The organism is Mesorhizobium sp. WSM3873 (assembly GCF_001672445.1).
In the GTDB taxonomy this organism is placed as follows: Bacteria; Pseudomonadota; Alphaproteobacteria; order Rhizobiales; family Rhizobiaceae; genus Mesorhizobium.
Window position 1 is genome coordinate 31,214 of record NZ_LYTM01000015.1, and the last position, 24,232, is coordinate 55,445.

Annotated in this window: 17 protein-coding genes; 7 read left to right on the plus strand and 10 right to left on the minus strand. The window is 62.6% G+C overall.

All coding sequences use genetic code 11. From position 1 onward, the window contains the following. Positions 1-36: 36 nt before the first annotated feature. From A9K71_RS12965 to lptF, 3 genes are read right to left on the minus strand one after another with little or no spacing between them, the layout of a single operon-like run. Complete coding sequence (locus A9K71_RS12965) at positions 37-2,451, minus strand: LPS-assembly protein LptD (protein ID WP_066995713.1); 2,415 nt, start codon at positions 2,449-2,451, stop codon at positions 37-39. Further along, on the minus strand, positions 2,451-3,533 hold the full coding sequence (gene lptG, locus A9K71_RS12970; protein ID WP_066995716.1) for an LPS export ABC transporter permease LptG: 1,083 nt from the start codon (positions 3,531-3,533) through the stop codon (positions 2,451-2,453). The genes A9K71_RS12965 and lptG overlap by 1 nt, the downstream gene beginning before the upstream one ends. A gap of 2 nt (positions 3,534-3,535) precedes the next feature. After that, positions 3,536-4,735 carry an LPS export ABC transporter permease LptF gene (gene lptF, locus A9K71_RS12975; protein WP_066995718.1) on the minus strand — a complete coding sequence of 400 codons (1,200 nt, stop codon included), beginning with the start codon at positions 4,733-4,735 and terminating at the stop codon, positions 3,536-3,538. Positions 4,736-5,084: 349 nt separating this feature from the next. Between lptF and A9K71_RS12980 the strand changes: the two genes are divergently transcribed. Both A9K71_RS12980 and A9K71_RS12985 read left to right on the plus strand, forming a co-directional pair. Beyond that, positions 5,085-6,611: a leucyl aminopeptidase gene (locus A9K71_RS12980; protein WP_066995720.1), complete on the plus strand. Its 1,527-nt coding sequence runs from the start codon at positions 5,085-5,087 to the stop codon at positions 6,609-6,611. A gap of 7 nt (positions 6,612-6,618) precedes the next feature. After that, the gene (locus tag A9K71_RS12985) at positions 6,619-7,068 is read left to right on the plus strand and encodes a DNA polymerase III subunit chi (RefSeq protein WP_066995722.1); all 450 of its coding nucleotides are present in this window, start codon (positions 6,619-6,621) and stop codon (positions 7,066-7,068) included. Positions 7,069-7,260: 192 nt separating this feature from the next. Here A9K71_RS12985 and A9K71_RS12990 read toward each other — a convergent pair whose 3' ends face one another. Further along, complete coding sequence (locus A9K71_RS12990) at positions 7,261-8,058, minus strand: OmpA family protein (protein WP_156752656.1); 798 nt, start codon at positions 8,056-8,058, stop codon at positions 7,261-7,263. Between the two features lie 85 nt (positions 8,059-8,143). After that, a complete protein-coding gene (locus tag A9K71_RS12995; protein ID WP_066995729.1) occupies positions 8,144-11,383 on the minus strand; it encodes a DUF6212 domain-containing protein in 3,240 nt (1,079 codons plus the stop codon). 257 nt (positions 11,384-11,640) lie between these two features. On the opposite strand from A9K71_RS12995, the gene A9K71_RS13000 reads away from it, so the two are divergent. Continuing rightward, positions 11,641-12,594: a glycosyltransferase family 2 protein gene (locus A9K71_RS13000; protein WP_066995731.1), complete on the plus strand. Its 954-nt coding sequence runs from the start codon at positions 11,641-11,643 to the stop codon at positions 12,592-12,594. A 34-nt stretch (positions 12,595-12,628) separates the two neighbouring features. Here the strand turns inward: A9K71_RS13000 and A9K71_RS13005 are convergent, their stop codons facing one another. Both A9K71_RS13005 and A9K71_RS13010 read right to left on the minus strand, forming a co-directional pair. Next, positions 12,629-12,919: a hypothetical protein gene (locus tag A9K71_RS13005; protein ID WP_156752657.1), complete on the minus strand. Its 291-nt coding sequence runs from the start codon at positions 12,917-12,919 to the stop codon at positions 12,629-12,631. Between the two features lie 237 nt (positions 12,920-13,156). Next, entirely contained in the window at positions 13,157-15,829 is a 2,673-nt protein-coding gene (locus tag A9K71_RS13010) for a glycosyltransferase (RefSeq protein ID WP_066995734.1), read from the minus strand. Between the two features lie 231 nt (positions 15,830-16,060). Here A9K71_RS13010 and A9K71_RS13015 point away from each other — a divergent pair, with 231 nt between their 5' ends. The 3 genes from A9K71_RS13015 to A9K71_RS13025 all read left to right on the plus strand — a co-directional run bounded on the left by A9K71_RS13015 (position 16,061) and on the right by A9K71_RS13025 (position 20,204). Continuing rightward, positions 16,061-16,576: a hypothetical protein gene (locus tag A9K71_RS13015; RefSeq protein ID WP_245299612.1), complete on the plus strand. Its 516-nt coding sequence runs from the start codon at positions 16,061-16,063 to the stop codon at positions 16,574-16,576. 138 nt (positions 16,577-16,714) lie between these two features. Beyond that, entirely contained in the window at positions 16,715-17,455 is a 741-nt protein-coding gene (locus A9K71_RS13020) for a sulfotransferase domain-containing protein (RefSeq protein ID WP_066995737.1), read from the plus strand. Positions 17,456-17,789: 334 nt separating this feature from the next. After that, positions 17,790-20,204 carry a sulfatase-like hydrolase/transferase gene (locus A9K71_RS13025; protein ID WP_197504227.1) on the plus strand — a complete coding sequence of 805 codons (2,415 nt, stop codon included), beginning with the start codon at positions 17,790-17,792 and terminating at the stop codon, positions 20,202-20,204. Positions 20,205-20,232: 28 nt separating this feature from the next. Here the strand turns inward: A9K71_RS13025 and A9K71_RS13030 are convergent, their stop codons facing one another. From A9K71_RS13030 to A9K71_RS13040, 3 genes are read right to left on the minus strand one after another with little or no spacing between them, the layout of a single operon-like run. After that, positions 20,233-21,216 carry an NAD-dependent epimerase/dehydratase family protein gene (locus A9K71_RS13030; RefSeq protein WP_066995743.1) on the minus strand — a complete coding sequence of 328 codons (984 nt, stop codon included), beginning with the start codon at positions 21,214-21,216 and terminating at the stop codon, positions 20,233-20,235. Positions 21,217-21,247: 31 nt separating this feature from the next. After that, positions 21,248-22,324 (minus strand): glycosyltransferase family 2 protein, encoded by a 1,077-nt coding sequence (locus A9K71_RS13035; RefSeq protein ID WP_066995901.1) that lies wholly within the window; start codon positions 22,322-22,324, stop codon positions 21,248-21,250. Positions 22,325-22,329: 5 nt separating this feature from the next. Beyond that, complete coding sequence (locus tag A9K71_RS13040; RefSeq protein WP_066995745.1) at positions 22,330-23,247, minus strand: lysylphosphatidylglycerol synthase domain-containing protein; 918 nt, start codon at positions 23,245-23,247, stop codon at positions 22,330-22,332. A gap of 393 nt (positions 23,248-23,640) precedes the next feature. Here A9K71_RS13040 and A9K71_RS13045 point away from each other — a divergent pair, with 393 nt between their 5' ends. After that, positions 23,641-24,228 (plus strand): DUF995 domain-containing protein, encoded by a 588-nt coding sequence (locus A9K71_RS13045; RefSeq protein ID WP_082980497.1) that lies wholly within the window; start codon positions 23,641-23,643, stop codon positions 24,226-24,228. Positions 24,229-24,232 lie beyond the last annotated feature (4 nt).

Sequence of the window (24,232 nt, forward strand, 5' to 3'; positions counted from 1 at the left end):
AGCGACGGCGCACGCCGTGACCGGCGCTGCCTCCGCTTACTGGATCGTGTCGACGCCGCTGGTCGACGAGCCGAAATCGCCGAGCGTGCGGAACGACAGGTTGAAGCCGATATTCTGCGACACCTCCTTGGTGACCGTATCGCGCGTCTGCGAGAACGTCATCACATAGGTGAAGCAGGAATCGTTATAGGCGAAGCCGACGCCGTCCTTAACCAGGACGCTTGTCTCCAGGTCGTAGGTGCCGGTGCCGAAGACCCGCCAGCTCTCGGCCAGGTGCGTAGAGGCTCCGAGCGTGACCTCGTGGCGGTCCGTGGCGAAGCCGTAGAGCGGCTGCGCCTGGATGAAGGCATATTTGGCGCTGAGCGAAACCGGCAGGCCGGAATAGGCCGCCTTGATCTCCGCGCGCCTGACCTCGAATGTCTGCTCGTCGAACCGGCCGCTGAGCGAGCCGGAGAAGCCGCTCGGGCTGTTGAAGCCGATGAGGCCGACATAGTCGGACTTGGCGGTCTGCAGGCCCGAATAGGCGCCGACATTGACGAGGTCCGGCGCGTCGAAGGAGTTCTCGCCGCCCAGTTGGTAGGACTGGCCGAAGATGGCGTTGGTGCCCCAGCCGTTTCCATAGGCGCCGGAGTAGCGGAAGCCGACATTGGCGCGCGTGCCGCCTTCGATGCGATCGTAGCCGGAGAACTTGTCGCGTTCGAACAGGGTCGTGGCGTCGAAGACGAAGCTCTGCGCGTCCTCGTTCGGAATGGCCAGCCCGCCGACATATTGCTCGTTCGGCCGCACGAAGATCTGCGCTGTCGGCTCCAGGACATGACTGGAGTTAGACATCGAGAACAGGAGCGGCCAGCGCATCTCCAGGCCGAGCGTAGCCATGTAGCGGGCGAGCGAGGAGCGCATGTCGACATCCTCGCCGAGATTCGCCGCCATCTGGTTGACCGCCGCCAGCGATTCGGATGTGGTCGACACATAGCCGGCGTCGCCACGGAAGGCGAGCAGCGGCGTCAGCTGTAGTCCGTCATCGGTTGTGAAGGTGCGCTTCCATTCGGCCTCCGCCGTCAGCCGGCTGGACTGGCCCTCGAGGCCGCGCACGTTGTTGATGGAAGTGTCGTCGAGCGGATTGGCCAGCACCGCGTCCAGCCGGTCGCGGCTGATGACGCGCGCATTGACGTTGAGCGACAACTGCCCGCCCGCCACCGACATGTCGGGGATATAGGCGTAGTCGAACGACGGCAGGACCCAGGGCTGCTTGGCGGAGCGCGCCGTCGGGTCGCTGGACAGCGTGTCTTCCTGCACCTCGAATCGCATTGCCCTGACATCGAAATAATTACGGTCGCTCAGGCCCGTCAGATAGATCGACGACTGGTGGACGAGGTCGTTGTAGCCGTCGATATTATAGGTGCGCGAAAAATTCTTGTCGGTCTGCAGCAGCACGTCCCAGCCGAAGTTCCAGCGCTCGTTGATGGCGAACTGGCCCTTGGTGCCCATCATGCCGCGGAACTTGTTGGGATCGTTTGGCTCTCCCGAATCGACGGTAAAGCGATTGCCCGTGCCGATGAAGGCGTCCGGATCCTGCTGATTGATGCCGGCGATTTTAAGGCTGTACTCGCCATTGTTGAAGCGCTGCCGCCATTCGGCCTCGCCGAGGAAGCCCTGCTTGGTGTAGCCGCTGCCGGTGACGGTCAGGTCATAGGTCGGCGAGAGCGCGAAATAGTAGGGTACTTTGAGGCCGACGCCGAGGTTGTTGTTGTAGACGATGCCGGGGATCAGGAAGCCGCTCTTGCGCTTGACCGTCGGGTCGGCGATCTCGAAGGCTGGCAAATAGGCAAGCGGATAGCCGAAGAACTCGAAATTCGCATTTTCGAAGCGAACCGTCTTCTTCTCGCCGTTCCAGATGATCTTCCTCGCCTTGACGCGCCATGTCGGTGCCGAGTCGGGCTTGTCCTCGCAGGGCTCGCAAGCGGTGTAGATGCCGTTGTGAAATGTGGTCAGCACGCCGCCCATGCGCTCGGCGCTTTCGGCGGCGAAATAGGCCTTCTCGACGGTCTCGACGCGCAGCGCGTTCACGAAGCCGTCGGCGAAATCGTCGGTGATGTCGATATGCTCGGAATTGATCTTGGTGCCGTCGCTGTTGATGAGCTCGACGGCGCCGCTGGCGACGAGGCGCTTGGTGTCGCGGTTGTACACCACGCGCTGGGCGACGAGCTTGTTGCCGCCATAGTCGATCTGCACGCCGCCGACGGCCGTCACCGTGTGCTTGTCGTTGTCATAGACGAGCGTATCGGCGGCCAGCAGCATCTGTGTGCCGGAGGGAACAGGCTTCGCCGTGATGGTCTGCGCCAGCGCCGGCACCGTCGGTACCACGCAAGCGAACAAACATGCCAAGGCTGTCGCCCCATAAAGGCGTGCCAGGCCGGCCTGCCTATGGCTGCGCAAACCAGCCTCCCTCACTAGCCGTCTTCCTTGTATAGCAGAAAAGTCACCCCGAAGAACATAGCCACGACAACCGGAACCCATGCAGCCACCATTGTAGGCACGAATCCGGCGACCCCGAATGCCTTGACCAGTACCGAAACGACATAAAGCAGAAAGCCGGCCAGGACGCCACCCAGAATCATCGTCGCCGACTGCCCCATCCGCGCAAATCGCATTGAAACTGTTGCCGCAATCAGCGTCATGGCGACGAGGAGGAACGGCAACGCCACCAGCGAATCAAACTGCATGGCGAAGGCATTTGCCTTGAGGCCGAAGGAGCGGGCAACCTCGATCTTTGCCGGCAGATCGTAGAACGGGATGGTTTCCGGGCGCGCCAGGCGTTCCTGCACGAATTCCGGCTTGAGGTTGGTGGCCACGCGGTCGGAGGTCTCGGCACGGATGTTGCCGTCCTTGAACAGCTTGACGTCCTGCAATTCCCAGTAGCCGTCGCGCAGGAAGGCGCGCGCGGCGTCCTTGCGCTCGACGATGTTGCCCTGCTGGTCGAGGACGAAGAATACCGCGTCCGCCATCTCCAGTCCTTGGTTGAGGATGGCGCGGGCGCCGATGATGGTGTCGCCGGAGTTGGTCTTTTGCCTCAGCCAGGGCGTCGTGTCCTCCGCGACGGCGTTCGACTTGCCGGCGCGCAACTGGTTTTCCATCTGCTCCGACCAGGAAAAGCCGTGCGCGGCGATCGGGTTGAGCACGCCGACCGACAACAGGCCGAATATCAGCGCGCCGACGCAGCACGGGAACAGGAACTGCCAGGCCGAAACCCCGGCCGAGCGCGCGATGACAAGCTCGTAGCGGCGGTTGAGCGACACCAGCGTTGCCATCGCCGAAAACAGCCCGACGAAAGGCACCGTCTGCAGCATGATCATCGGCATCCTGAGCGCCGAAATGGCGAAGGCGGTGCCGTAGGTGAAGCCCGGCAGTCCGGTCGTGCGGCCCGAGAGTTCGGTGAAATCGATCAGGAACACCAGCGCCAAAAGGCCGAGGAAGAACCAGATGGTGATCGACACGTAGCGGAAGAAGAAATAGCGGCCCAGCGTCCAGCCCATCGTCAGGCTCCCTGGCCGGAGGTGCCGCGCCGGGCGAGCCACAGCTTGAGCGCCGTCCAGCCCTCGCTGACGCGGCCGGCGAGATTCGTCATCCAGTCGGCCCAGGCGGCGGGCAGTTCCATGCTCCGCGACGAGACGATGAACCAGGCGGAGACCGCCGACGCCACGATCGGAACGGCGTAGACCATATAAGCGTAGTACCAGACCTTGTCGGCCTTGCCGGCGGCGAAGAAGCCAAGCCAGCGGACGAAAAGGGCGATTGCGATTGCGGTGATCAGCGGATGGATGCGCGCCTCGCGGTGCGAGCGCGCGTCGCCTGCGACCGCAAGCGCGATCAGCGCGAAGACCAGCGAATAAGACCATTCGGAGAAGCGCTGGTTGACCTCGGCCGTATAGCTGCCCGGATTGCGCTGGTACATCTTGTCGTTGGGATCCGGGTCGAGCAGGTATGGCGTCGTCCGGTCCTTGGGCAGCAGCGTGATCTCGTTCGCCGCCGACATGAAGGCCGACAGGTCGAAGGCGTAGGAGGTGAAACGGATGACCGAAAGGTCGCCGGTCACCGATTTGCGGTTGATGACGCCGTCATTCATCATCAGCACCTTCTCGTCGCCTTTTTCGACGATGCTGCCGGTCTTTGCGTAATAGGTGAGGTTGGCGCCTTCCTCGCGCGAATCGGCGACGAAGATGCCGCCGAGCTTGTTGTCGGGCAGCCGTTCTCCGATCTGCAGGACCAGGCCGTCGTCGATCTTACGGAAGGTGCCTTCCTGGATGATCAGTGACAGAAGGTCGGCGCGCGAGGCCGCCACCAGCTGCCGGTTCTTCTGCCTGGCATAGGGATCGACGCCGTTATCGACGGCAAAGGAAAAGACGCTGGCCGCCAGCGCCAGCAGAAGGATCGGCCGCGCGATCGCCCAACGCGAGGCGCCCGCGGCGTTGATCACCGCCAGCTCCGAATCCGTGTTCATGGCGCTCAGCGTCTGCGCCACCGCGACCACCAGCGCGAACGGCACCACGATCGGCACGATCGAGGGGATGATCAGGGCCGCGACTTCGAAGAAGGTCAACGCCGACTGGCCGCTGTCGGTGACCAAGTCGATCTTGGCGAGCACCTGCGTCGTCCAAACGATCGCCAGTGTCCACGCCAGCGCCGCCAGGAACATCGCGGTAGCGCGACGCATGATGTAACGTTCAACGACCTTCATGAAGGCTTTTCTCGATTGTGCCGAACGGCATCATGCCCGCCGACAAGGTAGTCATCCGCCGACGCCTGCACAACCGGGTCCATAGGCGGCTCATCTGGTTTGTCCTCTCCACGCCACGCGCCCGGCGCGGCGGAGTCTCCGCGTCAATGAATAAGAAATGCGAAACATTGATGGTTAACAACAGGTTGCGGCATAAAGCTTGCGTTCCGCCGCGACGAATCCTTGGTTGGTTTCGGCGCCGATATAGACAGCGATTTCGGCCAAAGTCTTGCCAAATGGCCGAAAACGACCAAATGTCGCGCACGCTTGAAAGCCGGTTCGCGGCGCCTCACCCCGGAAGCAGGATCTGATGACTTCGAGACCTTCGATTGCCTTCGCCAAATTCGCCGCGCCCAAAAAAGGCAGCGTCTTCGTGCTTGCGGCCGACGGCGGCGGCCTTGGCGATGCCGCGAAGGCCTGCGACCCGGCTGGCGCATTGGCGCGCGCGTTTCCGGTCGCCGATTTCTCCGGCAAGTTCGCGAGCTCGGTGGAAGTGCTGGCACCGGAGGGAACCTCTGTCGACCGGCTGGTGGCCGCCGGCGCCGGCAAGGTCGCAAGCCTCGACGACTACGCCTGGCTGAAGCTCGGCGGCGCGGTTGCCGCCGCGCTGCGCAAGGCTGTGGAAGTCGCTGTCATCCTCGATCTTCCGGACCTCCAGCCGGACGGCAGGCAGGCGGCGCACCTTGCCGCCGGCATCCTCCTGCGCAGCTACGGCTTCGACAAATACAAGACCAGGAAGGACAAGGAAGACGGCCAATCCGACGCGAAGGGGGCGGAGAGCAAAAAGGCCGAAACCGCAAAGTCGGCCAAGATAACCATCCACTGCGCCGACCCTTCCGCCGCCAAGAAGGCCTTCGCCGCGGAAGAGGCGGTTATCGAAGGCGTGCTGCTTGCGCGCGATCTCGTCAACGAGCCGGCCAATACGCTCGGTCCGGTCGAGTTCGCCGCTCGCGCGAAGGAACTGGAAGGGCTCGGCGTCGAGGTCGAGATCCTCACCGAAAAGGAGATGAAAAGGCTCGGCATGGGCTCGCTGCTTGGCGTCGCGCAGGGCTCGCCGCGTGGCGCCCGCATGGCCGTCATGCAATGGAAGGGCGGCAAGGCCAAGGACGCGCCGATCGCCTTCATCGGCAAGGGCGTCACCTTCGACACGGGCGGCAATTCAATGAAGCCGGCCTCCGGCATGGAGGACATGAAGGGCGACATGGGCGGAGCCGCCGCGGTCACCGGGCTGATCCGTGCGTTGGCCGCCCGCAAGGCCAAGGCCAATATCGTCGGCGTCATCGGCCTGGTCGAGAACGCTGTCGACGGCCATGCGCAACGCCCGGGCGACATCGTCACCTCGATGTCGGGCCAGACGATCGAGGTCTTGAACACCGATGCAGAAGGCCGCTTGGTGCTCGCCGATGCGCTCTGGTACACAAACGATCGCTTCAAGCCGAAATTCATGGTCAATCTGGCGACGCTGACCGGCGCCATCATGGTCGCGCTTGGCCAGCACTATGCCGGCCTGTTTTCCAACAATGACGAGCTGGCCGGCAGGCTTTTCGGCGCCGGCCAAGCGACGCAGGAGCGGCTGTGGCGCATGCCGCTTGGCGCCGAATACGACAAGCTGATCGAGTCCAAGAACGCCGACATGAAGAACATCGGCGGCCGCTATGGCGGCGCCATCATCGCCGCGCAGTTCCTGCAGCGTTTCGTCAAGGACACGCCCTGGGCGCATCTCGACATCGCCGGCACCGCGATGGGCGCGCCGGCGAGCGAGATCAACCAATCCTGGGGCTCCGGCTTTGGCGTACGGCTGCTCGACAGGCTGGTGCGCGACCATTACGAAGGATAAGGCTGTCGTGGCCGACATCCTGTTCTACCACCTGACCGAATCGACGCTTGAGGAAGCCCTGCCGGGCCTGCTGGAGCGCAGCGTCGAGCGCGGCTGGCGCGCCGTCGTGCAGACCGGCACGGAGGAACGGCGGGACGCGCTCGACCAGCATTTGTGGACGTTTCGCGACGACTCCTTCCTCGCGCACGCCACCGACCGCGAAGCCTATCCGGCCGAGCAGCCGATCCTGCTCACCACGGGGGAGGGCAACCCCAACGCTGCCCAGATACGCTTCCTGGTCGATGGTGCGCACCCGCCCGAGCTTTCGGGCTACGAGCGCGCCGTCTTCCTGTTCGACGGCCACGACGCGGCGCAGCTCGAAGGCGCGCGCAGCCACTGGAAGACGATGAAGGAAGCCGGCCACGCGGTGACCTACTGGCAGCAGACGCCCGACCGTCGCTGGGAGCGAAAGGCGTGAGGGTGATCAGCGGTCGCTTATCGTCGCCTTGTTGATTTTCGTGCCGGGCGGAAGGTCCTTCACCTGTCGGTGGATTTGGCCGGCGATATGCACTTTGACCCTGAAGAAGTCTTCCTGATTTGCTCGACGGACATTTCCCCACCGAGCACGGGTGGCGTTTCAAAGTCGTAACATTCGCCGGCGGCAGGCGCGCTACATCAGCGATGCGGTGGCCATGCGATTTTTGGCGGTATTCGGCTTCTTGTCGCCGACATACTCAACATTCGTATCGATGAGGCGGTCGCTGTCGATGCCAATCGCGGTCATGATGTCCATGATCGCCTTGATCCGTTGCTTGGCCAGGTCCTTGTTCGTCTTTGCCGCATTGGCGCCCGTGATCTCCTTGGCGGCCAATGCCGTCAGTTCCACGTTGCAACGCGTATCCTTGATGCTGTTGGCGAACTTCTCGAGGTCGCGTTTGACCGGGGGTGAAATCACCGACGATTTGCTGTCGAAGAAGAGGGCGACCTGGGCAGGGCTTCGCTTTTCATACTGCCGGCAGGAGATCCCTTGCTTCGGCAAGGTATACAGGATAGCGCTCCGCGCCTGGTCCTTATCGCTGGCGCTATCGTCGACCCAATGAGAAAGCGCCAGCACCATTTCGGGCTTGACGCCCTGCGCTTTCAAAAACGCGCGTGTGGCGTTCAGCCTTTGGCCGGCAATGCCGTCCGCCTTGTCGTACGCGCCTTCCTTGCTGGCCGTCGCGTAGACCCGGTAGCCGCAATCGCGACCGGCGTCCTTGACGAATGCCGCCAGCCCTTTCGCGGTTTCGTCGGAAATCTTGCCGTCGCCCTTTTTGAACAGGACGCGGTACGAGTTCCACTGGGTGCACTTCGGCCCGACGTCGCGCTCCTTGGCGGCGGCTGTGAAAAATGCGGTGCTGACGGGAATGATGAAAAGGCCCAGGACAAGGCCGACAATACTTTTCATTTCTTTGGCGCCTTTCCACACTGACCCGATCTGTTCTTATCGCACTTCGCACCTCTGATTCGCACCCATGAAAGGTCACGTTCGCGCGATTGGCGGGCTCCCGCCTTCAGTCCCAGACGAGCAGCAATTTGCGCCAGAAGGCGTTGGACGGCATCGGCTTCGAACCGCGCGGCAGTTTGATGGCCAGATAGATGGTCAGCCATTTGCGGTCGATCTCCCGGACGGAAACCTTCAAATCGTGCAACTCGAAAGGTTTCGAAATCCGCGTCCATCCGGAGAATGCCAGCGCGCCGACCGGCGTGTCGTTTTTCCAGACCAGTTTTTCTTCCGGCCGGCCCAGCGCCATGGCGAATTCGAACGGCGAGGCATCCTCGTGGGCGATCTCCACCGTGGCGATGACACTGCGGGCAAAGGTCGGGAAAGTCGAATTGAGGGCGGCGACAACCGGGCCATGGATGCTCGGCCGCAAAAAGATACCGCCATTGTCCCCGGCGACCAGCAATGCCGGCAACTCGGACGGATAGTTCGTTACAAGCGCTGCGCGCTTCAGCTCCTCGCCGGTCAGCCGCCGCATGCGTTGACGTTCTTGCGGCGCGTTGAGACGCGGGTGCTTACCACCGGTCGAAACCACATTTCGGACCTGAATGCTTGAAAAGCCCCCGAGCACCCGAGCGTCCGGCCGATTGCCACCGCATCTGACGGCGAGCAGCAGGTCGCGTCTGCCGGGAGCAGGCGAGTGGACGCCCGTTGCGATCTCGCGTGGTTCGTGCGGGCGGCTGACATCGGCCCAACCGTTCCCGTCGCCATCCTCGAGGAGCCGGGCGAGCTGGTCAAAGGTCTGGTTTTCCGCGTCCACGATCGCGATCTGGAACTGCGCCGGTGCGGTCAGTGCCTCATCGAGATAGACCCAGCAGCTGGCGCTGATCGTCCCCGCCGGACAGACGCCCTTCAGCAGCGCCATTGAGACGGTGCCGGCGGTGGCTTGGACAAACAGCTGGTCCGGCGACTGCTCGACATAGCTCAAGAGATCCGCATCGGCAGCCGGATGCGAGCCAACATAGGCGCGGCGCAGGGCTTCGACCGGGAGGTAGCGCTCGCTGTAGAACGAGGAATGGAGTTCCGGCACTGTTTCTTCAGCGGCGGCGTTGAGCAGTTCGACGACGCCCAGCGTGAAGTCGGACCGTCCGGCGTGAGCGAGCAGCGAAATGGCCGTATCGGCCCTGCCTTCTCGCGCCGCAATCTCGGCCAGCAACTGCACTGCGTCCGCGGAGTTGGGGGAGGCTGCGCTCAGCCGCAGATACCGTTCGTCCTTGACGCGCAGTTCAAGGTTCCAGAGGTTGAGGTCCTTCTCATGATCGGCAGTGTTCGAGCTGATGCCGAGCTGCACGAACATGTCGGTGTGCGCGAACTTGTGCTTTCGAAACACATCGATGATCGGCCGGCGATTCCTCAGCCACTCGGCATTGCGGTTCATGCCGGCCGGCGAAGACCGGTACCAGTACAGCGGCTCCGGCACGGTGACGATTTCCAGACCCGCGAGATCGGCGCGCAGGAAGAATTCCCAATCGCTCGCCGAAAAGCCGCGCTCCTCGTTGAGGTAGCCAACCTTGTCGAACACCTCGCGCCGGAACATCGCATTGGCGTCGCCATACGGATTGGTAATCAGCGCAATGTCCGGCGGACCGCCGACCGGAAAGTAGAGCATATAGCCGCTCTTGGTGTCCGGCGGCACGAAGGGCTCGTTGAGCCATTTGGCGAAAGTCGTGCAGATATCGGCGCCGGACTTTTGGATGCCGGCCACGAACGTGCTGACCGCGTTGGGGAAGAGAGCGTTGTCGTCGTCCAGGAACAGGATAAAGGACCCCTTGGCGGCGCGAATACCGGTGTTGCGCGCTTTGCCGAGGAAGCCGTTCTTCTGCCGGATGATCCGCCAGCCGCGCTGCTCGAACTCGGGCTCGATGTCATTGAGCAGCCGAATTGCATCCGGATCCGTGCTGCCGTCATCGACGACGATCAGTTCGATATTAGGGTAGTCCTGGCGCCGGACCGAGGCAATCGCCTGCGGCAACAGCCGCGCCCGATTGTAGTGCGCCGTGATGATGGATACCAGCGGCGGTCGGCTGCGGTTCCGGCTTGGGCCGTCGGTTCTGGCCGGATGCCGGCACAATTTGACGTGCAGTTTGCTCCAGGCCTTCTCGCGCGCTTCCCGGTCAAGCAACGGTTTTGCCGGACCGAACGAGCGGCTCTCGAGCACAGATTGGATCTTGGCCGCGATCGCGGAGGGGGATGCCTCCACCATGACCGCCTCGGCGGACTCCGGCTGAAGCAGCCCGCGTATGCTGCCGACGTCCGTCGTGACGAACGGGATCTTCTCGTCAAGGCACGTCACCACATCCAGCGGGAGCTGCGCGGCCGAGTGCGTGATTGCCACCAGCGCATGGCTTTGCCGCAGGTAACGAAAGATCTCGGGCTCGTCCCGGATGGGCAGCAGTTTCAGCTTGAAGGGCCAATGCCGGGCGCGCCGCAGGATCATGCCGCCCGAATGCTCGCCGAGCACATGACCAAATGCGCCGACGATCGTCACGGCCAGGTCCGTCACGCCATTCTCGGCCAGGCGATCCAGTGCGTCGCAAAACAGCGTCAGTCCGCTTCGCGTCTTGGTGCCCGAGAAATGAACCACCTCGGCGGCCGGTTTTTCCCGGGGCCGGTAGTGATCGACGGCGAAGTTCGAACGCCACTCCTCCGGCTGCAACGGCGTCGCGATGTGCTGGCTGGCCGGCAGTCTCCACCCCGCCTTGGTCATCCAGTCGAGCAGGGACTGGCCTGTGACGACGAGATGGTCGCAGGCTTCGGCGGAGGTCCTCTCCATATGGGCGACGGTCATCTGCTCCTTGCGTTCGATCGCCCTGGCGTTAGCCTCCAGATCCCACATGAGCGGCCCATGCGCGAGCACCACGAGGATGGGAGGGTCGGCAAAGACACCCGTGCGCTTGGCGACGGTGGGGAAATGCGCCAGCCCGCCTTCAAGCGCGAAATAGACGACATCGAAGGGGTTCTGTTTGAGGTAGTGGTAGACGGCTACGGAATTCTTGTCGCTGGACTCCAGGCCACGCAGCAATTCGGGTGACCGCGGCAGCAGCTCGAGGCGCACCAGGAAATTATCGAAGCTCCATTTGGCGAGCCTGTCGATTTCCTGCTCGTCGGGCTGGCTGCCGAGCGGGCTCGGCACCCATAGCAGCGTGACCGTGTCGCCGATTTTCGCCAGGTGCTGCGCCAGCGCATACGTCGCCGACCCTGGATCAGCGGTTACCGTAGAGCCGAACTCGACTTCGGAAACGACACACACCCTGCGGGGTTTGTGGTTTGACTGCCGCTTAGGCGTAGAGATTGCGCCCGTCTTCGAACCAACCTTCAATCGGTCCCCCTCGATCCTCAGCGGCAGCAGTCTTGCCAACAGGTGGATAACACTTTGATAATCGTCTGACCGGGATAATCATCGCAAGCCTGTCCAGGCTCCTCGCGCAAACCGTATTGATTGGCGTTCGCATGCTTGCCCATCGACCTCCAAAACACCTTGAGCGGCTGGACCATAGGCCGCTTGACGTGCGCAAGGACGAGATTCTGTGCTTCGTTGCACTGCGCAACGAGAGGACGTTGCTGCCGCATCTTCTCGAACATTATCGAAGGCTCGGAGTCGACCGGTTCTTCTTCCTGGACAACGGCTCGACGGACGGGACGCGAGAACTAGTCCTGGAGCAGCCGGACAGCCATTGTTTCCACACGGAGGGGTCGCATTTCGCCGAGAACATCACCCCGCCGCGATGGATCAACACATTGATGCGCGTGTTCGGTTCCGGCCACTGGTGTCTGTCCGTCGATGCCGACGAGCTTCTTGTCTATCCCGATCTCGAGCGCGTGAGCCTGCGCCGGCTTTTCAATTTTCTCGAGTCGACCGGCGCCGAAGCTGTGATCGGATCCATGATCGACATGTACGCGGACGGACCGTTGGCGGAGTGCAGCTACGACGGCAGCATCCCTCTGGTGGACGCATCCTCCTATTTCGATCCGGAGCCGGGATGGCTGCGCGCGCGGGATGGACTTTATCCTCCCGAGCAAATGTTCGGCGGGGTGCGCGAGCGCGTTTTCTGGCGCGGCCGCTTCAAGCAGACCTTTCCACCGTGCCTGACCAAGGTGCCGATCGTGCGGTGGAGCAGGGACACACATTATCACGCGGCGCAGCACACCATCAGCAAGGTGCGGTTCAGCGAACTCCGCGTCGCGCTGCTGCACTTCAAATTTGTTTGGGGCTTCCAGCAGAAATCGGCATCCTCTCTAGGCGAGAATGCGCAACTGAAGGAAAAGACGCTCGAAGAGCGCGCCGCCTATATGGAGGCCTTGGAGCGCAATCCGAAACTCTCGCTTCGCAACGACCGGTCCGTGCGCTATCGCGGCGACACTGCCCAGCTCGTGGAACTCGGCTGGATGAAAACCTCGGATCGCTACGCCGAATTCGTCGCGACGGGCTGGCCGCGGTTACACGAAACCGCGGCCAGCTGATCTGACGATCTATTGGCGAAAATGCGGCCGGCAATTATCCGCCGTAGCGGCCGCCGCCATCCCCGCCATTGCCGTTCCCACCGCCCCCGGCAAACTGCGACAAGCTGTTCAAAGCAAGCGCTTTGCAGGCCGTTGGCGCATTCGGATAACGATGCAGGTAGTCCTCTAGCGCCTCGATGGTGCCGATCTTGAGGGCCTGCTCGCAGGCGAGCTCGGCTTCCTGGATTGGAGCAACTTCGATTTGCGCTTGCGCCGCATTCGAAAACGCGACGCTCAACCCGAGCAGACTGAGTCCGCCCAGAAGTAGCGACTGTATCTTACGCATTACGCCCACCCTTGCCACTACACACCCCATAGGCTGTTGATACTATTGATTTGTTAGCAATTTGTCAACCATAGCGGAAGAAATCGGCTTGAGAGATGGTTAACTTTGAGCGGCTGCTTGGGCCTGTGAAGGCTATTTCTCGCCGACGGGGCTGAATCGCGTCGTGGCCGCAGAAATGCGCCGCCGAAAAACAGGCGAACGGGCAGCATGTCGAGTTCAGATTTCGAACGTCCTGCTTTAGTCGCTGAACACCGTCAGCGTCCGAAAGAAGGCGTTGCTCGGAGCACCGTTCGGTCCTTCCGCGAAGCGCACCGCGAGCACGATCGAAAGCGGCATCTTGCGCCTGACATTGACCGTCGCCGCCAGGGCGTGGCGCACGAATCTGTCGCGGACCGTCATCCAGCCGGAAAAGCCGATTGTCTGCGCGCCGACATCCTGCTGCCAGTCTATAGGCCGGTCCGGGCGGGCGAGCGCCAGGCCGAACGCGATTGCCGGAGCCTCGGCATGGGCGAGTTCGATGGCGGCCTCTATTCTGCGAAAGAAGGGCGGGAATTGGTGATCGATCGATGCGGCGACCGCACCCTCCGCATGCGGGCGCAGGAACACGCCGCCGTCGGGCGCGACCAGCAGCAACGGCAGCGCGGCAGTGCGCGGCGTAAGCAGCCTTGCGCTCCTCAGCGCGTCGTAAGCGAGCGCGCCTGAAGCGCGGGCCGCCACGGCTCTGCCTGATGCGTCTGGCTGCGGCCTGGCGAGACCGTCTCCAAGCAAGGCGGTGGCAGTATCGTGGCGGCCGACCGAAGCGGCGATGCCGGCGAGCGTCTCGATCGCTGCCTCGCCGTTCGGCTCGAGGTCGCTGAGAGCCAGATATTTGCGATCGGCAGGCGTATATTTCAGGTTCTCGCGCGCGCTGTCGACTTCGGAACGCGCCGTGTTCTGCGCGATGGCCATTTGGTGGAGCAGCCGGGTGTCATCGGATCGCAGCGTCCGCAACGCCTCCAGGACAGGCAAGCGGTTGTCGTACCAATTCGACGTGCGGAACATGCCGTCCGGCTTCGACCGGTACCAGTAGAGCGGCTTTGGAATGGGCCTGAGCTTGAGCTCGGCGAGTGAGGCCCGCGCGAAGAACTCCCAGTCGTGCATGGCATAGCCGGGATCCTCAAGCCAAAATCCGATCTGCGAGAAAACAGACCGGCGCACCATCGCATTGGCGTCGCCATAGACGTTGTGGATCAGGCCCAGCGCGTCGGGGCCGCCAAGCGGCAGATACTGGATCAGGCCGTCGGCCCGGTCCTCGGGCACGAAATCCTCATAGAAGAGCAATTGGAAGGCCGTGCAGATGTCCGCGCCCGATGCCGCCATGCCACGGACGAAAAGCTCGACGGCTTCCGGAAAAAGCGCATTGTCGTCGTCCACGAACAGGATCAGTTCGCCGCGCGCGGCGCGCACGCCGGCATTGCGGGCGGCGCCAAGATGCTTGTGCGGCCGGCGCAGGATCCTCCATCCGCGCTTACGGAAGCCTGGTTCCAAAGTATCCAGCAATTGCCTGGCTTCTTCCAGATCGCTTCCGTCGTCGACCAGCACCAGTTCAAGATTGCCGTAGGTTTGCGCCTCGACCGCTTCGATGGCTTGTTTGAGATAGAGCGGCCGGTTGCGATGCGCCATAACCACCGAAACCAGGGGCGCCGGTTGGGCCTGTTTGCGAATGCGCTTCCGGGCAGCGGGCAGATGGCGCGTATCCAGCCATGCCTTGCGGCAGGGCCCCGTCATATCGATCCGCCGTGGCCGGGTCGGTTTCTCGAGCGCCGCCAGCATGGCGGCCGCCAATTGCGCCGCGTCGGGCTCGACCAGCGGCGGCTGGGCGGCTTCAGCCTTCCAGGCTTCGGCATTCGCGCCGGCATTGGTTGCGACGAAGGGCAGCCCTGCCGCGGTGCATGCGCCAACGGCCTCGCCGGTCGATGCGGCAAGGCTGGGGACAACGGCCAAGGCGCCGCTGCGTGCGAGGTAGTCGAGCCTCTCCTCGAGGGTCGCGCGCGGCAACAGCTTGAGCCGGAACGGCCAACGTTCGGCGCGCCGCAGAAGCAGTCCGCCGCTGTGCTCGCCCATGATCTTTCCGAATGGGCCGAACGCGGTGAGGGTCAGCCCTTCGGGCGCCGATTGCGCGAGGATGTCGAGCGCGTCGCAGAGCAGCGTCAGGCCGTCCCGGAACCGAACTCCGGCCAGGGCGGCAAGCTCACGCGCCTTGCTCGCGATGGGTGGCCGCGGCGCTTCGGTCCGGACGGCCCGAAGCGGTGGCGGCAGCACCGTCGCCTTGCGCACCTTCCAGCCTCTCGACAGCATCCATTGGCGCAGGGCGGCGGATGCACAGACCGTCCTGTCGGCCATCTCGGCGCAGTACTTTTCCATGTAGGCCGTGGCGATCGCCTCGGTGCTGCCCATGAATGTTTTGTCGGCTTCATGCGCCCATTCTTGCGGAGCGCGGGCAAGGAGGACGATCGGCGGCGTGGCGAAGGCATTGGTCTCAGCCGCGAGCAGGGTGAAGTAGGGCAGGCCACCCTCCAGCGGCGCGTAGACCAGATCGTAACTGCACCGCTCGAGATAATGCAGCAGCGCAGCGGAGCGGCTTTCGGGCGTCGCCAGCGAGGGAAGCAGCTGGTCGGACCGGTCGAGAACCTCCAGTTTGACCGAGGCGGCCCCGAACTCCGCCCGGCGGGCCGCGACCTCGTCCGTGGATGGCACGTCGCGGCCGGCAACCCACAGCAGCGTGACGTCGTCTCCGTCTTCGGCGAAGAGCCTGGCAAGTTCGCCGGGCGCCGAGGCATCGTCTTTATCGGCGTCGCGCCGGATCGCAGGCGTGACCACGCAGATGCGGCGACGACCGCCTTCCGGCTTCGGCTTGCTTCCAGCGGTCATTGAACGTTCCTCTGACCCAAATCGACCGGCAAGGCTTCCACGCTTCTCTGGTCTTTGACCATGCCGGATTTACTTTTCAGTGATCATCCTTCTGCGCCGTTGATAAACCAATGCAATCAAGCGGCTCCTAAAAAGACTGTGCAATCAAGCGATTGTTACAAGTTTATCGACACGGCATAACCAATCTTTACGCGTCCGGGCTAACCGTTCACGGCATAGCAGGAGGCGCGAATGAAAACGATATTGAAGTTTCTCGCTGCGCTCGCCTTGACGGGCGCGATGATCTCGACGAGCTCGGCAGACCAATTGCTGCGTCCGCGCATGAATCTCGGCAAGGGCTACGTCAAGACGATCAGCGGCGACCGCGGCGGCTATGTAATCGACTATGCCATCCGCATGCTGAAGATGCGCCGCAGCGGCGGCTTCGTGCGCTTCAACGGTGCGTGCGATTCGGCCTGCACGCTTTACCTGGCGATGCCCAAGAGCAAGGTCTGCGTCACGCGCAACGCATCGTTCGGCTTCCACCTGCCGTATGGCGCCGGGGCGCGTGGCAACCAGGTCGCGGCCGACTTCATGATGAAGAACTACCCTGGCTGGGTTCGAGGCTGGATCGCCAAGCGCGGCGGCCTGAAGAACTCCGTCACCACCATGACCTATGCGGATGCGAGCCGGTTCCTGCCGACTTGTCCCGCCGAACAGCGTTCGACCATTGCGAGCCTCAGCCCAACGCGCCTGCGCGGCGGTTGAACCCCGCAGCAAGTGCTGGGACACCGACGACGGCGGGTGCTTCAGGGCGCCCGCCGCTGCCGTTTCAAGCGGCCGCGCACATTTGAACCGAGAGGTCGTTTGTGTATGTTCGGGCAAACTCCAGCGGGTGTGGCGTGAATGCAGTCTTGTCAGAAGTTCGTGCTGATCGCTTCGCCGCGAACCGGTTCTCAAGCGCTCAATCGCCATCTCAACCAATATGACGGGATGGTCCTGCACGGCGAAATCTTCAATCCGAGCTTCGTCGGCTTGCGCCATGACTATCACGAGAAGATCGATCTGCCGCGCGATCGGGTCGATTTGCGAGATGCCGAGCCGGAGCAGTTCACCGCGCGCATCTTCGACGATCCGTCGGCTCGCTTCGTCGGTTTTCACATATTTCCCGACCAGACACGCGCGGCCATACTCCCCGTGTTGGAAGATGAAAGCGTCAAGAAGCTCTGGCTTGTCAGGAATCCGATCGCGTCCTTCGTCTCGCTGCTCGAAGCGGAAGCATCCGGAGTATGGACAGTCCATGCCACCGATCGGTTCGCAGCCGACAGCCCCAGAAAGAAGGTGCATTTCGACATAGAACGTTTCAACGCGTTTCTGCGCGAGCTGAATCTGTTTCGCGCAAAGATCAGATCAGTGCTGTTCGAGATCCGACAGCCGTATTTCCCGATCCACTATAGCGACATCGGCGATCCACTGGTTGGCAATGCAATCATTGCCTATCTCGGCGGTTCCCAGCGACTGGACCACTTCGAGACCGAGATCCTGAAGCCGCCGCAGCGGCCTTTCGTCGACCGCATCGAGAATTACTGGGAATTCGTAACCTATTTCAGGGCAGTCTCGACGGACGATCTGTACGCGTTCGGCTGACGTCGGAATGAAGCCGGGCCGGCCCGCAACACGGTCTCAGCCTTCTTCGTTGCCGCAAGTTGGCCGCTTCCATGCTGATCGGCGCTTTGGCAAACCCATCGTCTTTCAATCTTTGCGGTTAACCAGTTCTGAAGAGACGTCGTTAACGCACACTTGATTTTGTTGACTCTTTCCTGCCCCGAACCGATTTTGCGCACGGGGTTTGAAAGCTGCCGGCCGTGGTTTCTGGCCGGAGCACAAACTGGCGGTGGGCAATCTCATGAGTATCGGCGGCGGTATGGGCTCGGCGAGCCGGTCCGAGGGCGGCCAGACGGGATCGAGGACGAAACCTGCATTGACGCAGGAACTTCGCTTCACGCGGACGTCCTTGCGCGTCATTTGCACCAGCCTGTGGTTATGGCTTCTGCTGGGCATCTACCGGGCCGTAATCGTCGATCCGCAAACGACATTTCAGGGAGGCCTGGCGTCCATTCCCATGGGATTGGCGGCAAGCTATTACGACCTGATACTCATCACATCGGTGACGGCGGCAACGCTGATCCTGCTCTTCCTTACAAAGTCAAGCCGGCTCGCATCCGCGGCCGTCGCCTCCCTTTTCTATCTCGTGGTCCTGGTGTCGCTCGGCTGGGGATTTGCCAACATCAATCTCGTCAAGATGCTGGGTGAGCCTTTCACCTTCCAGTGGCTAGTCTATGGCGACTTCCTGCAGAATGCCGACGCCAAGAGCGCGATGGGCGACGCCCTCAACGTGAGGGATGCAGCGATCCTTTTCGGGTCCATCGTTCTGGTGCTGGCCCTCGGCTACGCCGCGGGCAGTTTGTGCCAGCGGCTGAGTTCCGCAGGCCGCAAGAGGTTTCTCATCGCTTTGGTTCTGTGCGTTGGCGCGGCCCTGGTCGGCAGCGGCTATCATGTGCGCGCTCAGTCGCTGCCAGCATCCAAGGTCGACAATCCTATAGTGTATTTCGTTCAGTCGGCGTGGTTCAGTTCGACGCCGGTGACTTTTGCGATGAGCGCCGGCGGCAATGATCCCGATGTCGCCAGCGTCGGGGAGCGTCCGGCGGAAACCTCAAGCTTCAAGGTGCCGATGCCAAATCCGATCAAGAACGTGCTGATTTTCATGATGGAGTCGGTGCCGTCGAAATACATCGAGACGTTTGGCGGCCAGTATCCAATCACGCCGAACATAAAGAGCTATGCCGGAGATTCCATTCGGTTCGACAAGATCTATGCGCATGCACCGTCCACGCACTACTCGATCTTCTCGCTGCTGACCTCGATGTACAACGACATCTCATTCTACGGGATGACCGCCAAATATCCGTACCTGCCGCTGGAGACGATCTCCAACGCCCTGTCCAAGCACAATTTTCGCACCGGGTTCTTCTGGAGCGCCGATTCCCGTTTCCAGCGTGTGGACGAGTTCCTGCTCAACAAGGGACTGGACGTCATCCAGGACTATCGGGGGCAGAAATGCGCCACCCCGACCTTCAAGCTCAGTACCGAGCAGTGGAAGAACATGGACTACAACAGTGACCTCTGCACTGCCCAAACGATCATCGACTGGATGAAGAAGGATCCGCAGAAGCCCTTCTTCGGCATCATGTTCACGGCGATGACGCATTATCCGTATATCACCGGCAGCCCGATGTTCTCGAAGATGGTGCCTTCCGCCAAAGACATCGGGCCGGTGCACTACGTCGATGACGAAAAATTCAATGCCTATCTCAACGCCCTGAAGGTCGGCGACGCAGCGTTCGGTGAAATCCTCGATTCACTGAAGCAGTCCGGCAAGCTCGATTCGACGCTGGTTGTCGTCCTTGGCGATCATGGCGAGGCGTTCGGAGAACATGGCGACTACGTCCATGCCACCGCGATCTACGACGAGAACGTCCACATTCCGCTGATAATGATCAACAAGCACCTTTTCCATGACGAAGTCGCGCATCCGGTCGGCGGCATCGTCGATATCGCTCCGACGATCATGGACATACTGGGACTGCCATTGCCCGAGCAGTGGCAGGGCCGCAGCTTGTTCAGCGAGCAACGGCCAAACAGGACCTTCTTCTTCAATCCGTGGGCCGGCTCCTTGCTCGGTTATCGCGATAATGATCGAAAGGTGATTTTCAACGCTACCACCGGCAAGGTCGAGGAATACGACCTTAAGGCCGATCCCGGCGAAAAGACGAACCTATTCGACGAAGGCTTGAGCGATCGAACGGCGCTGCTGCAGCCGATTGCCGGCTGGGTGCAATCGCAAAAGCGGCGCATAGCCACACTTGTCGCCAACGCGGCCGGAGACGCGGGGCGCTGCACAGCCACAAGCTTGGAGATCGACGCGGCCGGCACCGACTACCAGGGTCAGCCTCGTTTCGACGTCTTCGCCGACGGCAAGCGCCTTGGCGAGATCGCCGTCCAGGGCAAGGAGAGCAAGGCGTCGACAGGCGAGCAGCGCGTGGCGGAACTGACGGAGGCGGCCGTCGAGGCGCAACCGTTCCACATCGACCTTAGCGGCGTGCCCAATCCAAAGACGATCGAAATTCGTTATGTCAACGACCAGTGGGCCGGAGAGGGCCGACCCGGCGATCGCAACCTTTTCATCAAGAGCATCAAAGTGAACGGGCAGCTTGTGCCCAACGGCAAGCTGCACGTCGACGAGCAATCCCATGGCTACACCGACGACAGCGGAACCGCCATGTATACCAACGGCTCGCTATGGGTCAGCGGCCCGTTTATCGAAGGATGCATGTAGGGCAGGGCATCGGCGGCAGCGCTTCGCTTTACAGCTTGCCCTCCGGCCGCCATTCCCGCCGGTACCAGTCGACGAATTTCGCCAGTCCTTCCTCGATCGGCACTTTCGGCTTGAAGCCGATGTCGCGCTCTAGCTGGCTGGTGTCGGCAAAGGTCTTCTCGACATCGCCGGGCTGCATGGGCAGATCCTCACGGATGGCCTTCACGCCGAGCAGCCCTTCCAGCGTCTCGATGAAGCGACCGAGATGCACCGGCTGGCTGTTGCCGATGTTGTAGATGCGGTGGCGCTCGCGGCCGGCCGCCGGCGGCTTGTCGAGAACCGCAATCACGCCCTCGACAACGTCGTCGACATAGGTGAAATCGCGCCACATCTCGCCGTGATTGAAGACGCGGATCGGCTTGCCGGAGAGCATCGCCTCGGTGAAGATCCAGGCCGCCATGTCCGGTCGTCCCCAGGGGCCATAGACGGTGAAGAAGCGCAGGCCCGTCTGCGGCAGCCCAAAGAGATGCGAATAGGTCGAGCTGATCAGCTCGTCCGCCTTCTTGGTCGCCGCGTAGATCGACACCGGATTGTCGACGCGGTCGGTTTCCACGAACGGCACCTTGGTGTTGCCGCCATAGACCGAGCTCGACGAGGCATAGACCAGATGCTTGATCTCGGGCGATGCACGGCAGAGCTCCAGCACCTCCAGGTGGCCGGCGATGTTGGCGTGGATATAGGCGCGCGGATTTTCGAGCGAATAGCGCACGCCCGCCTGGGCGCCGAGATGCACGATGCCGCTCAGCAGCGTTCCCTCGAGATTCGCCGCCAGCGCGCCCGGCTCGGCTATGTCGAGTTGGCGGAACGAAAATCCGTGCCGGCCGGAAAGCCTGGCGAGCCGTGCCGCCTTCAATGCCGGGTCGTAGTAGGCGTTCATGCAGTCGACGCCGACAACGGCGTCGCCGCGGGCGAGCAGGCGCTCGCAGACATGGCTGCCGATGAAGCCGGCGGCTCCGGTCACAAGGATGGTCATGCGCGGACCTCGGATGAGGGCAGGGGCGGGATCATTTCCGTCTCGGGGCTTTCTTGGCTTGCGCGGGCGGGCTCGGCCAACGCCAGCCATCGCCTTCGCCAGGCGCGGGCTGCGGGCGCGCCACATAAGCGAGCGAAACATTCGCCTCGAGATAGACGCGCGACAGCATCTCGGCGAGCACGCCCGACGTTACCATCTGCAGGCCGGCGATGACCAGGAAGAAGCCGGTGAACAGCATCGGGCGCGTTCCAATGTCCTGTCCGAAAAACACTTTCAAGCTGAACAGGTAGGCAAGGATCAGCGAGCCGAGCACGCCGAACACGATGCCGATCCCGCCGAAGAAATGGCCGGGCCTGGTGCGGTAGCGCATGAAGAAGAACATGAAGACCAGGTCGAGCACCACGCGGAAGGTGCGCGAGATGCCGTATTTCGACTGGCCGTGGATGCGGGCGTGATGCGTCACCACCTCCTGGGCGATACGGCGCGGCGTCGTCACCGTCGCCAACCAGGCCGGGATGAAGCGATGCATTTCGCCATAGAGCCTGACGCTGCGGATGACGCTGCCGCGGAACACCTTGAGGCTGCAGCCATAGTCCTTCAGCCGAACCCCGGTGACGCGCGCGATCAGCGAGTTGGCGATGCGTGACGGCAGCCGGCGCATCCAGAAACCCTCCTGGCGGTTCTTGCGCCAGCCGGCGACGAGGTCGAGGTCCTCGGTCAGCAGTCGATAGACCATGCGCGGTATGTCGAACGGATCGTTCTGCAGGTCGCCGTCGAGCGTCGCTATGACATCGCCGCGGGCAGCGTCGAGGCCGGCCTGCATGGCCGCCGTCTGCTTGAAGTTGCGCACCAGCTCCACAGCGTGCACATGCGCACCGTATTCGGCCGCCAGGCGGCGAATTTCGTTCGGCGTGGCGTCGGTGCTGCCGTCGTCCACCAGCACCACTTCCCAGGGCTGGCTGTAGTTCTCCATCGCCTGGTGGATACGCACGATCAGCGGCTCGACGTTGTCGGCCTCGTTATACATCGGGATGACGATGGAAAGCTGGTGCTCGGGCATGACGGCACCGGCAGGCAGCCCCGACTGAGGAATGGGAAGCATGTCCATGGCGGTCATTTCCTTGCGGGTCCCGTAGCCGGCGTCTCCGGCAGCGTCGATTTCGAGGGAAACAGCCAGGCGATCGCACCGGTGGCAACGGCCGAGCAGAGGATGAACAGATGCAGCGCCAGCGCCGCCTGCAGCCCGTCCTTCATGGCGATGCCGGAATAAAGCAGTGCGGCCGCGGCTCCCGCCTCGTAGGTACCGAAGCCGGCGACGCCCTGCACCGGCAGGATGGCGGCGGCCTCGGCGCCGACGGCGCCGGGAAAGGCAGTCTGGAAGGAGGTGCCGAGCAGCATGGCGAGCAGCCATCCCTGCACGGCAAGCTTCAGCGTCCAGTTGGCGACCGTCCACCACCAGCCGTAGCGGGAGCGCCCCGTGGCCTCGGTGAAGATATCGCGCAGCTTGCCGAGCTTCGACACGATGCTGCCGCGCCCGGCCCAGTCATGCGGCGCGCGCGCCCAGCGCGGCAGATACCAGGCGGAGGCAATCAGCGCTGCTATTCCCGCGGCCCTGAGCGCCGGGTGAAGACCGGGCCACACCAGGCACGCGAGCACGCCGACGACGAAGGCGTCCTGCAGCCTGAACCACAGGAGCGAAGCGCCGGCGCGCACGATCGAGATGCCGAACACCTGCCGCAACAGCAGCGGGAAAGCGGTCTCGCCGCCGCGGAACGGCACCACGTTGATCATGGCGTTGTGAATGAGGATGACGCGCAGGCAGGCGCCGAAGCGGCCGTTCACGTCGTCGCGGAACTCGTCGCAGACCCGCAGCGCGCGCAGCACATAAGTGACGAACAGCGCCAGCGTCGCCGCAGCGAAGGCGCCGGGCGTGATGCTGGCGAAGGCGTCGCCCACCATCTTCCAGCGCGAGTCTGCCGCAAGCCAGGCCAGCAGCGCCAGGGTGACGATTATCGAGAATGCTCTTTTCAACCAGTTCTCCGAATGGCGTCGACCGCCGCATTCCGGGTAATTGCTTCGATTTCGAAATCGGGCGCACGGAAGGGGACCGCTCCAGGCCGCCGGCTCCCTTGCCGGTTTTCAATGGCCTGGCGAGGCGCCAAGATTCCGAGCCCTTCCGTGGTCGCCGGCCCGTTCAACGTTTCTGCTCCATCATAAGCGGCCGATCCTATAAACCAGCGGCTTGCCCATCCACAAGCTTTGGCGCGGCCGCAATCACCGTCCGCGGGCGATCCTGGCTCGCTGCGACGGGAAGGTTGACACCATTCCTCGAGCGGCAGTTAATATCACGTGGGGGCGGTAGCTGCGCATTGGGATCGAATACCCAATCTGGGTAGTGACGCCGGATCGAAAGGCGTCGTCGAAATGTTATCGCTCATCATTCCTGCAGTTCGAAAAATATTGCCGTCCAGACCAGCGCGGAGCGTGAGGTGCCGTCGTTCCGCGCGGCGCGCGGACCTGATGCTTCTGCTCCTCTGCGGTGGAGCGACGCTGTCCGGCGTTGCTCACGCAGCCGGCGCTGGGTCCCCGGCAGCGGCACAAGCAGGCACCACGCCGACGGCATTTGAGTTGCAGTTGTTCTATGCCGACCGCACCTGGAACTGGGAGGACGGAGCCGCCTATTTCGCCCAGGACAGGCGCATGCGTGCCTGGACGTCCAAGCCTGGTTCAACGTCCTTCGCCGAAGGCACATGGCATCTCAGCAATGATGGCAAGATGTGCATGGATCTCGTGTGGCGGTCCACGGCCTATACGGCACAGCCCATCCGCACCTGTTTCAGCCATCGCGTCCTGAACGGGACCGTCCAGCAACGGAGGGATCCGGATGGCCGGTGGTACAGCTTCAGGCACGCTTCGGACAATTCGGCCGACGAGCTCAAGAAAATTCAGGCGGGCGATACCAGGAGCGTCGATTTCGAAAAGGCCCGCAAGTTGGTCGATCCCAAGAGTTAGTCGC